The sequence below is a fragment of the Agromyces sp. P1_H4 genome (assembly GCF_056405255.1).
The window spans coordinates 1-12,121 of the sequence record NZ_JBFUCL010000082.1 but is presented as its reverse complement, the minus strand read 5'-3'; the positions used below and the strand labels follow the sequence as shown (position 1 = coordinate 12,121).

Genomic DNA, 12,121 nt, shown 5'->3' with positions numbered 1-12,121 from the left:
CCACCGAGCCGATCAGCACGGCCGGCCCGTCGGCCGCCATGGGCGGGAAGTGGCCCGGCCGGTCGATGGACAGCTCGGCGGTCGTCTCGTCGGCGATGACGACGGTGCCCTGCCGTGCGGCCGCGTCGAGCACGCGGGCGCGGGTCTCGCGGCTCATGGTGCGCCCGGTGGGGTTCTGGAAGTCGGGGATGAGGTACGCCGCGACCGGATTCGAGTGCCGGATCGCCTGCACCAGGCCGGCGGCCTGCTCGCGGTCGTCGTCGCCCTCGGTGCCGGCCGGCACGACGGGCACGGTCACGAGTCGAGCACCGGCCGCGCGCAACGCCTCGTAGGCATGCGGGTAGATCGGCACCTCGGTGAGGGCGCGGTCGCCACGACCCACGAGCGACCGGGCGAGCAGGCCGATGGCGTGCTGCGCACCGATGGTGACCATGATCTGGTCGGGCGTGGTGGGCAGTCCGCGAACGGCATAGCGGTCGGCGATGGCCTGGCGCAGCGCCGGCGTGCCGATGGGATCGAAGCCCGAATCAGCGAGGTGCGCGGGGAGGTCGTCGACGGCCTGTCGGGCGACATCCGCCAGCCAGGGCAGGGCGGGCGGCGCCGCCTTCGAGAAGTCGATGTACTCGCTCTCGAGCGGTGCGGGCAGGATCGCGGGCGCTCCGGGCAGGCGCGCCACGCTGCCCGACCCGCGCACGCTGTGCAGCATGCCCTGCTCGCGCAGGTGCCGGTAGGCCGCGGTGACGGTCGTGCGGCTCAGGGAGAGCCGCTCCGCGAGGTCGCGCTCGGCCGGCAGTCGCGTGTCGACCCCGATGCGGCCGTCGACGATGAGCAGGCGGATGCGTTCGGCGAGCCCCTCGTACGCGCTGCCAGGTCCGCGCCAGTCGCCGAGGAGGAGTTCGAGCGAGCGCGCACTGAGCGACAGATCAGCCATCAGGCCACTTTAGGCCGATTGGCTCTTTGTGAACAGGCCAATCATGGAATTGGATTGCATCATGCTTCGCCGTCCGACCGACCCCGCGCCCGTGCTCGTCCGCCGCTTCGTGCAGCTCTTCCTCGGGCTGTTCCTCTACGGCATCGCCATCGCGCTCATCGTGCGCGGCGAGCTCGGCGTCGCCCCGTGGGACGTGCTCACGCAGGGCATCGCGAAGCAGACCGGGCTGAACTTCGGGCTCATCACCGTCATCACGAGCGGCATCGTCCTGCTCCTGTGGATCCCCATCCGGCAGAAGCCCGGCTTCGGCACGATCATGAACGCGCTGCTGGTCGGGCCGTTCGCCGACCTCGGCCTCTGGCTGATCCCGACCGGCCTCGACCTCTGGGCGCGCATCCTCCTGCTCGGCGCGGGCATCGTCGTGCTCGCGATCGCGACCGGCCTCTACATCGGCGCGCACTTCGGCCCGGGCCCCCGCGACGGCCTGATGACCGGCCTGCACCGGGTCACCGGATGGCGCATCTGGATCGTCCGCACCAGCATCGAGGTCGTCGTGCTGGCCATCGGCTGGGCGCTCGGCGGCGACGTCGGCATCGGCACCGTGGCGTTCGCCGTCCTGATCGGACCGCTGTGCGGCTACGCGATCCCGCTGTTCGCCATCCGGCGTTCGGGGGCGATGCCCACGCAGGGCCGCCCCCTCGTCCGGCGTACTCGCGCGGCATCCGCCACCTCATGACCGGCGATCGCCCCCGAGGCGGGACACCTCGGGGGCGATGACGCCCGCCCGCTACAGGTTGCGGTCGGCGTAGACGGTCATCGCGTCCCGCACGAACTCGGCGCCGGCCTGGCCGCCGTAGTTCGCGCCGAAGCGCTCGTCGGCCACGTACATCTCGCCGAGCCCGACGAAGTACTCCTTCGTGGGTCCGGCTGCGCCGCCGGGCGTGCCCGGGATGCCGCGCAGCCAGTCGAACTGGCGCTGTGCGAGCGCCTGCGCCTCGTCACCGGCGGGGTCGATGCCCCGCTCGTGGGCCGAGATCCAATCGCTGGCGAGCTGGGCCACGCGCTGCTGCCACGCCGCCTTCTCGTCGGCGCTCATCGAGCGCCACCATGCGTCGCTCTTCGCGTACGCGTCCTTGCCCCAGCGCTCCTCGACCTCCTCCTTGTACCGGGTGTGGTCGAAGCCGTCGAACATCTGCTCTGCCATGAGTCGTTCACCTCCTTCCAATGCTCCGATGGTGCGTTCGACCGACGCGATCTGCCGCGTCAGCCGGTCCTGCTCCTGCTGCAGCCACTCGAGATGGCTGCGCAGGGCGTGCGGGGCGCTCTCCTCTCGGTCGAGCACCTCGCCGATGGCGGGGAGGCCGAGGCCGAGCTCGCGCAGCAGCATGATGCGCTGCAGTCGCACGAGCGCCCCGTCGTCGTAGTAGCGGTAGCCGTTGCCGCCGATGCGGCTCGGCGGCAGCAGCCCGATGTCGTCGTAGTGGCGAAGCGTGCGGCTCGTGGTGCCGGCCAGCTTCGCGATCTCCTGGATGGACCAGTCCATCGCGATCCTCCCCTCCTTCTCGTCTTCTGCCGATGGATTCCACGCTAGAGGTTGACGCAGCGTCAAGGTCAAGCACGCGGCATCCGCCGCACTTGCAGTCGGCGGAAACGCGATATATCGTGTTGCAGGACAAGACGCGATATATCGCGATAGAGAACGCGCACGAGACGGATGCCGCGGCATCCCGATTCGGCGCAGAGGGAGAAGCACCATGGCCATCGAGAAGTGGGTCATCGCCCCCGGAGACTCCCGGGTCATCGACCTGGAACTCGTGCGCAAGCTCAAGGTGAGCCTCATCGGCGGCAAGGTCGACATCATCGCGCACGACGAGCCCGGCGCACGCATCGAGATCTCGAGCGTCACCGGCAAGGACCTGCTCGTGCAGATCGACGGCGACTCGCTCGAGATCGACCACCCGCAGCTGCGCTGGGACAACTTCATCGACGCCTTCAAGGGTTTCGTCGGCAGCGCCAAGGCGGAGGTGTCGATCCTCGCCCCGCGCCACGTCGCCATCAAGCTCGGCGTCGTGTCGGGTGACGCGCTGATCTCGGGCTTCGCGACCGACGCGCGGTTCAACACCGTGTCGGGCGACCTGGTGATCGACAACCACGAGGGCGACGTCGAGCTGTCGAGCGTCTCGGGCGAGGTCTCGGCCGGCAACCACACGGGCCGCATCACGGCGCACTCGGTCTCGGGCGACATCGTCGCGACGGGCGACATCGTGTCGTTCAACGCCGACACCGTGTCGGGCAACATGATCGTCGACGCCGAGGGCACGCCGCACCGCATCGACACCAACACGGTCTCGGGCGACCTCACCGTGCGCTTCGAGCCCGGCACCGGCGCTCGCTACCGCGTCAACACGGTCGGCGGCACGGTGCTGCTCGACGACTCCACCATCAAGGGGATGCTCGGCAAGGGCTTCGAGCGCACCGTCGGCGAGCTCGCCGGCCGCTGGCTCGAGCTCGGCGCGAACAGCGTGTCGGGCAACATCTCGATCATGCGCCGCGAGGCGTCGGCGAAGGCGGGCACGGCGGATGCCGCAGCCGGCACCGGCGCGGGCGACGCCGGGGCCTCGGCATGACTCCCCCCGTCTTCGCCCACGGCAACCTGCGCCTCTACCTGCTCGCCCTGCTCGACGAGCGGCCCCGGCACGGCTACGAGCTGATCCAGGCACTGTCGGATCGCTTCGGCGGCACCTACAGCCCGAGCGCCGGCACCATCTATCCCCGCCTCTCCAAGCTCGAGGAGGAGGGCCTCGTCACGAAGTCGACGGACGGCCGCAAGACCGTCTACGAGATCACGGATGCCGGTCGAGCCGAGCTCGAGGCACGCCGCCACGACCTCGACGCCATCGAGGACGACCTCACCGACTCGGTGCGCCGTCTCGCCGACGGCGTGCGCGCCGAGGTGAACGACGCGATGCGCACGCTGCGGGCCGAGCTGGCCAGCGCCGCCCGTGAGGCGAAGCGTGCCGCGTCGAGCGCGCCGGCCGGCAGCGGCACGGGAGCGGGCGGTGCGACCGGCGGCACGGGTGGCACGGGCTCGTCGGCCCCGCACGCCGACTCGAACCGCGCCGTGCACGAGGCCGACCTGGTGCTCAACGAGTTCCGCCAGCAGCTGCGCACCGACCTGCGCACCCGGGCGCACGGCGGCCGCGTGTCGTCCGAGGCCGTGACGCTCCTGCGCGCCCGCCTCGCCGAGGTGCGCGCCGACGTGCTGGCGACCCTCACCGACCACTGACCCCCGCCTGAGACCCCCGGCACCCGTCATCCGGCGGGTGTCGGGGGTCGGTGGTTGTCTGGGGGCATGACGGATGTCGCACTGCAGCCCTGGTCCGACGACGACCTCGACCTGCTGCGCCGGGCGAACACCCCCGAGCTCATGGACCAGATGGGCGGCGTCGAGACCGACGAGCAGGTCATCGCCCGCCACGAGCGCTACCTGCGGCTGTGGCGCGAGGGCGCTGGCTTCCAGTTCCGCATCATGATCCCCGGCCACCCCGAGGGCGTCGGCATCGTGGGCTACTGGCATCGCGACGAAGACGGCGAGCCGGTGCTCGAGGCCGGCTGGTCGGTCGAGGCCGAGTACCGCGGGCAGGGCATCGCCCCCGCGGCGGTGATCGCCATGCTCGAGGTCGCGCGCGCCCATGGCGACACGCTGCCGGTGCACGCCTTTCCGCGCGTCGACAATCCCGCCTCCAACGCGGTGTGCCGCAAGGCGGGCTTCACGCTGCTCGGTGAGAAGGACTTCGAGGTCACGCCGGGCCGCGTGCTGCACACGAACGACTGGGTCTTCGAGCCGGCCCCCGCCACGGCGTAGCCTCGAGGGGTGCTCGCCTACCTCGCCGTCGCCCTCGGCGGCCTCGTCGGCACGGGCCTGCGCCTCGCCTGCGACCTCGCGTTCCCGCACGCCGACGGCGAGTTCCCCATCGAGACCCTCGTCGTCAACCTCGTCGGAGCGTTCGCGCTCGGCTGGCTGGTCGGCGGGGTGTGGACCCGACCGACCACGCCGTTCTGGCTCAAGGCTGGCCTGGGATCGGGCGTGCTCGGGTCGTTCACCACGCTGTCGGCGGTGATGGCCTCGCTCCTCCTGCTCACCGCCGGCGGCGACGCCGGGGTCGCGGTCGCCTACCTGCTGGCCTCGGTGATCGGCGGGCTCGGGCTCGCCGCGGCCGGCCTCCGCATCGGCTCGCTCATCGCCCACCGCCCCATGCCGACCGAGATCACCGATGCCGGGGAGACCCTGTGACCGCTGCGCTCGCGCCGCTCGTCGTGGTCTCCGTGCTCGTGGCGGGCGCCGTGGGCGCCGTGCTGCGCTACGCGCTGTCGCGGGCGCTGCCGGTGCGGCCCGGACACCTGCCCGGCGGCATCCTCATCGTGAACGTGGTCGGCTCGGGCGTCGCCGGTGCGCTGATCGGACTCGCGGAGCGCGCGGCCCTCGACGGCGACCTGCGCCTCGTGCTGGTCACGGGGTTCTGCGGCGGGCTCACGACGTTCAGCACGTGGACGGTCGAGACGGTCGAGCTCATCGACGGCGGTCGCTGGCGGGCCGCCATCCTCAACGTCGTGGTCACCCTCGCGCTCGGGCTCGCCGCAGCGGCGGGCATGTACGTCCTCGTCCTGACCTGACTCTCGAGCCGGCTGACTTGACTCTCGACCGGTCGGGTGTAGTGTCGTCCGCCGTGACGAATGAAGTCGGCGAGCCGCCGGCAGAACTGAAGTCGCCGAAGAACTGGATCATCGGCGACCCCCTCCCGACCGAGAAACTCGAGGGGCAGCTGCTCCCGAAGCACCTGGCGCTCCCGATCTTCGCGAGCGACCCGCTGTCCTCCGTGGCGTACGCCCCGCAGGAGCTGCTCATGATCCTCATGGTGGGCGGCCTCGCCTTCCTGAGTTTCGCGCCGTGGGTGGCCGTCGCGGTGGTGGTGCTCCTCATCACGGTCGTGGCGTCGTACCGGCAGCTCATCCGGGCATACCCCTCGGGCGGCGGCGACTACGAGGTGGCGCACCGCAACCTCGGCGAGAAGGCCGGCCTGGTCGTGGCATCCGCCCTGCTCGTCGACTACGTGATGACCGTCGTCGTGTCCGTCGCGTCGGGCGTCGACAACATCATCTCCGCGATCCCCGAGCTCAACGGGTTCCGGGTCGAGCTGGCCGTGCTCTTCGTCATCCTGCTCGCCGCCGTGAACCTCCGCGGCGTCAGCGAGTCGTCGAAGGCGTTCGCCGTGCCGACCTACCTCTTCATCGGCAGCGTGTTCGTCATGGTCGTGGTCGGCCTCACCCGCACGCTGCTCGGCGATCCGCCCGTGGCCGAGTCGTCGATCTACGGCGTCCACCCCGAGTCGCTGACGCAGGCGGGCATCATCCTCCTGCTGCTGCGCTCCTTCGCGAGCGGATGCTCCGCCCTGACGGGCGTGGAGGCCATCTCGAACGGCGTGCCCGCGTTCCGCCGCCCCAAGGTCCGCAACGCGCAGCGCACCCTCGTGCTCATGGGCGGCATCGCGATCGTGCTCTTCGCCGGGCTCACGGCGCTCGCGCTCATCTCGAACGTGCACTACGCCGAGAATCCGTGCAACCTGATCGGCTGGACGGAGTGCGCCACCGAGCCGCAGAAGAGCCTCATCGCGCAGGTCGCGGGCGCCACCTTCGGCGACAACTCCGTCTTCTTCTACCTGATCCAGGCGACGACCGCGCTCGTGCTGCTCCTCGCGGCCAACACGGCGTTCAACGGGTTCCCGCTGCTCGGCTCGGTGCTCGCGCAGGACGGCTACGCGCCCAAGTCGCTCTCCACCCGCGGCGACCGTCTCATCTACTCGAACGGCGTCGTGATCCTCGCGCTCGCGGCCTCGTTCATCCTCGTGGTGTTCCAGGCGAACCTGACGGTGCTGATCCAGCTCTACATCATCGGCGTGTTCGTGTCGTTCACGCTCGGGCAGACCGGCATGGTGCGGCACTGGCTCCGCGAGCTCTCGCTGCGGCGGCACCCGTCGTCGAAGGCGAAGCAGCAGCGAACGGCGGCGTCGGCGGATGCCGATGCGAAGCCGCTCTCCCAGGGCGCCGTGATGCGCGCCCTCGTGATCAACGCCATCGGCGCGGGCATGACCGCGGTCGTGCTCATCGTCGTGACCATCACGAAGTTCACCCACGGCGCGTGGATCGTGTTCGTGATGATGCCCATCCTCTTCTTCCTGATGATGGGCGTGAACCGGTACTACCGCGACGTCGAGAAGGAGATCGAGGTCGACCCGACCACGACGTTCGGCGCGACGGGCGACCACGCGATCGTGCTCGTCGGCCGCATGCAGAAGCCCACCCTGAAGGCGCTCGACTACGCGATCGCGGCGCGCCATGACTCCCTCGAGGCCGTGCACGTGTCGATCGACGACGAGTCGACGAAGCGCCTGAAGAAGGACTGGGTGAAGCAGAACATCCACGTGAAGCTGCGCATCCTGTCGTCGCCGTACCGCGACCTCAGCCATCCGCTGATCCAGTACATCAAGAACCGGAGGGCCGAGCACGGCTCCGAGGTCGTGACCGTGTACATGCCGCAGTTCATCGTGGGCCACTGGTGGGAGAACATCCTGCACAACCACAAGGCCCGGCGCATCCGGCAGAAGCTGCTGCTCGTGCACGGCGTCACCGTGGCGCTCGTGCCGTGGCTGCTCGACTCCTCCGACCTCATCTACGGCCGCCGTTCACGCCCGCTGCCCGGTCAGGATCGCCGCGGCGAGCCGGTGCGCCCGCTGCCGCGCCGGCCGATCGCCGAAGCGCCGCATCCGACCACGACGGGATCCAAGCGCGGTCGCTAGGCTGCCGCCCATGGTGCTCGACGACGACGTGCGGGGGTTGATCGAGTCGATCGAGCCGGCGGTGCGCCGGCGGGACGCCGAGACGCTCGTCGAGCTCATGTCACGCGTCACCGGCGAGCCGCCCCGCATCGCGTATCGGGGCATCATCGGCTTCGGCACGTACCACTACCACTACGAGAGCGGGCGGCAGGGCGATGCGGCCGCCGCGGCCTTCGCCCCGCGCARGCCGTCGACGACGATCTACCTGCCCGACGGMGTCGCGGCCCACTCCGACGCGCTCGAGCGCCTCGGCCCGCACACCACGGGCGTCGGATGCCTCTACGTGAAGGACCTCGCGAAGATCGACCTCGACGTGCTGGAGCGGGTCGTCGCGGCGTCGTACGCGACGGTCACCGCCGGGACGTTCGGACAGCGGGCGCGCGACGGCGGGAGCTCGTCGGACTGAGCGCCGCGGCATCCGCTCGCTAGAGCATCGCCATGATCTGGCGTGCGATCATGCGGCCCGCCCGGTTGGCGCCGATGGTGGAGGCCTGCGGGCCGTACCCGGCGAGGAAGATGCGCGGGTCGTTCCACGAGGCGCCCTGGCCCACCGTGATGCCGCCGGCCTTCTCGCGCAGCTTGAGCGGCGACAGGTGCCGCAGGTCGGGCCGGAAGCCCGTGGCCCAGATGATCGCGTCGGCGCGCGCCATGCCGCCGCCGTCGCCGTCCCAGACCACGCGGTCGGGTTCGATCCGATCGAACATGGGCCGCGCGACGAGCAGGCCCCGCTCGATCCCCGCAGCGATCCTGCGGCTCTTCGGCACCCCGGTGCCGCTGACGACCGAGGGCAGGGCACGGCCCGACCTGGCGGCCTCGTCCTGCAGGGCGACCGCGGCCGAGGCGCCCTCGAGGTCGAGTTCCTGGCGATCGAGCCAGTCGATCGGGCGTCGGGAGACCCAGGTGAGCCCGGCGGCGACCTCCTCGAGCTCGAGCATGAAGCCGATCGCCGACGTGCCGCCGCCGACGACCACGACGTGCTGGTCGCGGAAGTCCGCCGCGTCGACGTAGTCGGAGGTGTGCAGGTGCCGGCCMGCGAAGTCGGCCATGCCGGGGTAGTAGGGCACGAACGGAGAGCCCCAGGTGCCCGTGGCGTTCACGAGGAACTGCGTCGCGAGCTGGTGCTGCGGAGCCGACGGGGCAGGAGGCTCCTCGAACGTCTTGCGCCGGCGGCCGAAGAGGCCCTTGGCCTTGGCCTCCTCGACGGGCTGCGGGGTGAGGTCCTCGTACTGCACGAGCAGGTCGACGCCCTCGTTCGCGACGGTGCGCACGTTCATGGGGCGACGCACCCGCAGGTCGAAGTGCTGCTCGAACCGCCCGTAGTAGTCGGCGACGACCTCTTTCGCCGGAAGCGTGCGGTCGGCGGTGTCGAAGCTGACGCCGAGCTCGGCCATTCCGGGCAGGTCGTTGACGCGGTGCGCGGTGCCGAGGCGGAGCGACGACCAGCGGTGCTGCCACGCGCCGCCCGGTCCGGGGGCGCGGTCGAGCATGACGAAATCCTCGTCGGCGACGAGCTCGAATCGGCGCAGGTAGTAGGCGACGGAGAGCCCGGCCTGACCGGCTCCGATCACCACGACCTTCACGCGTTCAGGGCTCGTCATCACCCGACAATCTCAGCACGACTTGCTGGGCTCGCGCACAACGACGGTGCGGCGGGCAGGGCGGTCGCATACTCGCTGTGGAAGGCTCCGACCGGCCCCGATTCGCGGTGCTAAACTGGCAGCCGGACGAATTTCTTCTATCAGAGCGCGCCGGGTGAAGACCATCCCACCCGGCCAGATGTCGTAAGGGGGTCACGCATGGGGCGCGGCCGTCAGAAAGCCAAGCACACCAAGGTCGCTCGGGAGCTGAAGTACTTCAGTCCGAACACCGACTACACGGCGCTTGAGCGCGAACTCACGGGTTCGCAGCATGACGAATACAACGAAGAGGCGTCGAAGTGGTCAGAGTACGCTGCCGACGACGACGACACCTACGTCACTGGAGACGAGCAACAGCGCGCTTAGTCGCGACTGACGTTCAACGCTCGGCGCTGACGACGGGTCCGAGACCGCCTAAGCGAGCGTGCGCCAGCGCGCGGTCTCCTCGACGAACCGTTCGAGCTCGGCGAGCGAGTTGGTCGGCGTGATCGCCCGCAGCACGAGCTCGTCGACGACGTCGAACGCGGCGAGCCCCGCGGCATCCGTCACCGTCGCGTCGGCCGCGGTGATGCCGAGGCGTTCGAAGTTCGCGGCGTACGACGGCACCGACTCGTAGCGGGTGATCTCCTGCTCGAGCGCGGGCCGCGCCTGCTGCTCGGCGATCGTGCGCACGTAGAGCACGACCCGCGGGCGGAGCGCATCGGCGGCGCTCGCCGTAGCGCGGGCTTCCTCGGCCGCCGCCCGCGCCGCGTCCGGCGTGAGCCAGTTGAGCAGCACGCCGTCGGCCTGTTCGGCGGCCAGCCGGCGCATCCGCGGGCCGAGCGCACCCACGACGATCGACGCGGTCGTCGACGCACGCAACGTCTGGACGCCCTCGCTGACCAGGCGAACCGGATGCTCGGCCCGACCCGAGCCGATCCCCAGGGTCGTGCGCGCCGCGGGCAGTTCACGCAGGTCGAGCGTGTCGGCGGGCCGACGGTCGAGGGGGATGACACCGGTCGCGAGGCGGAGCGTGTCGGTCATGGATGCAGCAGCGCGGAGCCCGTCGAGGGAGTCGCCGCCGGGCACGTCGTTGATCCAGAGCGCCGAGAAGCCGAGGCGCTCGACGCGCGGGGCCAGCTCGCGGACCACCTCGGCACTCGTCGTGCCGATGATCCCGATCGAGACGCCCGCGTGCATCGGCTCAGTCCCGGTAGCCGCCCACGAGGCGAACGGCGCCGCCGTCGACGCCCTTCGCGCCCTGCTCGAATCCGTCGAGGTCGCGATCGCCGATGGCCACGGTGCCCGCCTGCCACGAGGGCAGGCCGAGCGCGTCGAGCTCGTCGATCACGGCGGCCGCGTCCTCCGCGGCGACCACGGCGAAGAAGCCGATGCCGAGGTTCCAGGTGCCCTCGGTGGACTCGAGCGTCGTGCCCGCGAGGTCGTTGAGCACCCGGAAGACGGGGGCGGGCGACCAGGTCGACCGGTCGAGCTCCACCCACGAGCCGCGGGGCAGCACGCGGGCGAGGTTCGCCGCGATGCCGCCGCCCGTCACGTGCGACAGCGAGTGCACGGATGCCGCGAGCCGGTCGTGCTCGAGGAGGCGCACGAGCGGCCCGGCGTAGAGCCGCGTCGGCTCGAGGAGCGCCTCGCCCCACGTGGTGCCGAGCTCTGCGGCGGCATCCGTGTACGACAGCCCCGCGTTCGCGAGGATGTGCCGGACGAGGGAGAAGCCGTTGGAGTGCAGGCCGCTCGAGGCGATGGCGATGACCGCGTCGCCATCGCGCACCCGCTCGGCGCCGAGCAGCCGGTCGRCCTCGACCACGCCGACCGCGGCGCCGGCCACGTCGTAGTCGTCGGCGCCCATGAGCCCGGGGTGCTCGGCGGTCTCGCCGCCGACGAGCGCGGTGCCCGTCTCGGCGCAGGCCTTCGCGATGCCCGTGACGATCGCGGCGATGCGCTCGGGCACCACCTTGCCGCAGGCGATGTAGTCGGTCATGAACAGCGGCTTCGCGCCCACCACGACGATGTCGTCGACGACCATGCCCACGAGGTCCTGCCCGATGGTGTCGTGACGGTCGAGCGCCTGGGCGATCGCGATCTTCGTGCCGACGCCGTCGGTCGAGGTCGCGAGCAGCGGCCGGGCGTAGTCCTTCGCGAACGAGAGGTCGAAGAGACCGGCGAAACCGCCGACCCCGCCGAGCACGTTGGAGCCGTGCGTCGCGGCGACGGCCTCCTTCATGAGCTCGACGGCGAGATCGCCCGCCCGGGTGTCGACTCCGGCGGCGGCGTAGGACGAGTTCGAGGTCACCTGTCAAGCGTACCCGCGGCCCGCGCGCCGATCCGTGCCGCGGCGGGCAGCGCACCCTAAAATGGACGCATGCACGCGGGCGGAACTCCGTCGTGGGTGATTCGCGAGAACGCGAGTCGCTCGGTCCTCCTCGCCCTCTACCTGCGCGAAGTGCTCGCGATCGCGTCGCCGGTGGAGTTGCCGAGGCTCCGCGACGTCGGCGCCATCGGTGACCGGCTCGAGATCGACCAGCACGACCTGCTCGAGCGGCAGTGGCGGGCCTGGTGGGCGATGACGGTCGAGCCCGAGGCGCATCCGTCGGCGGTGCCGCTCGAACTCGTCGAGGCGTACGACACCGATGTGGCGCTGCCCGTCTCCGAAGCGGAGATCC

At 70.9% G+C, this 12,121-nt stretch carries 14 protein-coding genes and 1 pseudogene; 10 read left to right on the top strand and 5 right to left on the bottom strand.

What is annotated here, in order from left to right:
- Nucleotides 1-931, bottom strand: a 931-nt coding sequence (locus tag AC1DY2_RS07405) for an aminotransferase-like domain-containing protein (protein WP_476761835.1), incomplete at its 3' end; no start/stop codon positions are given.
- Between the two features lie 61 nt (nucleotides 932-992).
- Between AC1DY2_RS07405 and yczE the strand changes: the two genes are divergently transcribed.
- Nucleotides 993-1,667, top strand: a complete 675-nt coding sequence (yczE, locus tag AC1DY2_RS07400; protein WP_476761834.1) for a membrane protein YczE — start codon at nucleotides 993-995, stop codon at nucleotides 1,665-1,667.
- A 51-nt stretch (nucleotides 1,668-1,718) separates the two neighbouring features.
- On the opposite strand, the gene AC1DY2_RS07395 is transcribed toward yczE, so the two are convergent.
- On the bottom strand, nucleotides 1,719-2,474 hold the full coding sequence (locus AC1DY2_RS07395) for a MerR family transcriptional regulator (RefSeq protein WP_476761833.1): 756 nt from the start codon (nucleotides 2,472-2,474) through the stop codon (nucleotides 1,719-1,721).
- Between the two features lie 211 nt (nucleotides 2,475-2,685).
- On the opposite strand from AC1DY2_RS07395, the gene AC1DY2_RS07390 reads away from it, so the two are divergent.
- From AC1DY2_RS07390 to AC1DY2_RS07360, 7 genes are all read left to right on the top strand, one after another.
- A complete protein-coding gene (locus AC1DY2_RS07390; RefSeq protein WP_476761832.1) occupies nucleotides 2,686-3,558 on the top strand; it encodes a DUF4097 family beta strand repeat-containing protein in 873 nt (290 codons plus the stop codon).
- Nucleotides 3,555-4,217, top strand: a complete 663-nt coding sequence (locus tag AC1DY2_RS07385; protein WP_476761831.1) for a PadR family transcriptional regulator — start codon at nucleotides 3,555-3,557, stop codon at nucleotides 4,215-4,217. The genes AC1DY2_RS07390 and AC1DY2_RS07385 overlap by 4 nt, the downstream gene beginning before the upstream one ends.
- A gap of 66 nt (nucleotides 4,218-4,283) precedes the next feature.
- Nucleotides 4,284-4,796: a GNAT family N-acetyltransferase gene (locus tag AC1DY2_RS07380; protein ID WP_476761830.1), complete on the top strand. Its 513-nt coding sequence runs from the start codon at nucleotides 4,284-4,286 to the stop codon at nucleotides 4,794-4,796.
- A 9-nt stretch (nucleotides 4,797-4,805) separates the two neighbouring features.
- Nucleotides 4,806-5,225 carry a fluoride efflux transporter FluC gene (locus tag AC1DY2_RS07375; RefSeq protein WP_309976452.1) on the top strand — a complete coding sequence of 140 codons (420 nt, stop codon included), beginning with the start codon at nucleotides 4,806-4,808 and terminating at the stop codon, nucleotides 5,223-5,225.
- A complete protein-coding gene (gene crcB, locus AC1DY2_RS07370) occupies nucleotides 5,222-5,605 on the top strand; it encodes a fluoride efflux transporter CrcB (RefSeq protein WP_476761829.1) in 384 nt (127 codons plus the stop codon). Before AC1DY2_RS07375 ends, crcB begins: the two co-directional genes overlap by 4 nt.
- A gap of 53 nt (nucleotides 5,606-5,658) precedes the next feature.
- Nucleotides 5,659-7,785, top strand: a complete 2,127-nt coding sequence (locus AC1DY2_RS07365) for an APC family permease (protein ID WP_476761828.1) — start codon at nucleotides 5,659-5,661, stop codon at nucleotides 7,783-7,785.
- Nucleotides 7,786-7,795: 10 nt separating this feature from the next.
- The gene (locus AC1DY2_RS07360) at nucleotides 7,796-8,230 is read left to right on the top strand and encodes a DUF1801 domain-containing protein (protein ID WP_476761827.1); all 435 of its coding nucleotides are present in this window, start codon (nucleotides 7,796-7,798) and stop codon (nucleotides 8,228-8,230) included.
- 19 nt (nucleotides 8,231-8,249) lie between these two features.
- Here AC1DY2_RS07360 and AC1DY2_RS07355 read toward each other — a convergent pair whose 3' ends face one another.
- Nucleotides 8,250-9,422, bottom strand: a complete 1,173-nt coding sequence (locus tag AC1DY2_RS07355) for an NAD(P)-binding domain-containing protein (protein WP_476761826.1) — start codon at nucleotides 9,420-9,422, stop codon at nucleotides 8,250-8,252.
- 198 nt (nucleotides 9,423-9,620) lie between these two features.
- Here AC1DY2_RS07355 and AC1DY2_RS07350 point away from each other — a divergent pair, with 198 nt between their 5' ends.
- Nucleotides 9,621-9,827, top strand: coding sequence for a DUF3073 domain-containing protein (locus tag AC1DY2_RS07350; protein ID WP_159601863.1), 207 nt, complete (start codon nucleotides 9,621-9,623; stop codon nucleotides 9,825-9,827).
- A 48-nt stretch (nucleotides 9,828-9,875) separates the two neighbouring features.
- Here the strand turns inward: AC1DY2_RS07350 and AC1DY2_RS07345 are convergent, their stop codons facing one another.
- The gene (locus tag AC1DY2_RS07345; protein ID WP_476761825.1) at nucleotides 9,876-10,640 is read right to left on the bottom strand and encodes an LLM class flavin-dependent oxidoreductase; all 765 of its coding nucleotides are present in this window, start codon (nucleotides 10,638-10,640) and stop codon (nucleotides 9,876-9,878) included.
- A gap of 4 nt (nucleotides 10,641-10,644) precedes the next feature.
- On the bottom strand, nucleotides 10,645-11,751 hold the full coding sequence (purM, locus tag AC1DY2_RS07340) for a phosphoribosylformylglycinamidine cyclo-ligase (protein ID WP_476761824.1): 1,107 nt from the start codon (nucleotides 11,749-11,751) through the stop codon (nucleotides 10,645-10,647).
- A 69-nt stretch (nucleotides 11,752-11,820) separates the two neighbouring features.
- Between purM and AC1DY2_RS07335 the strand changes: the two are divergent.
- Nucleotides 11,821-12,121, top strand: a pseudogene (locus tag AC1DY2_RS07335) (zinc-binding alcohol dehydrogenase); the annotation flags it as partial.

Bases quoted from the DNA above. Each gene is read 5' to 3' on its own strand.
- AC1DY2_RS07380 (WP_476761830.1), top strand. From the start codon at position 4,284: ATGACGGATGTCGCACTGCAGCCCTGGTCCGACGACGACCTCGACCTG.
- AC1DY2_RS07395 (WP_476761833.1), bottom strand. From the start codon at position 2,474: ATGGACTGGTCCATCCAGGAGATCGCGAAGCTGGCCGGCACCACGAGC.
- AC1DY2_RS07345 (WP_476761825.1), bottom strand. From the start codon at position 10,640: ATGCACGCGGGCGTCTCGATCGGGATCATCGGCACGACGAGTGCCGAG.
- AC1DY2_RS07390 (WP_476761832.1), top strand. From the start codon at position 2,686: ATGGCCATCGAGAAGTGGGTCATCGCCCCCGGAGACTCCCGGGTCATC.
- AC1DY2_RS07350 (WP_159601863.1), top strand. From the start codon at position 9,621: ATGGGGCGCGGCCGTCAGAAAGCCAAGCACACCAAGGTCGCTCGGGAG.
- yczE (WP_476761834.1), top strand. From the start codon at position 993: ATGCTTCGCCGTCCGACCGACCCCGCGCCCGTGCTCGTCCGCCGCTTC.
- AC1DY2_RS07385 (WP_476761831.1), top strand. From the start codon at position 3,555: ATGACTCCCCCCGTCTTCGCCCACGGCAACCTGCGCCTCTACCTGCTC.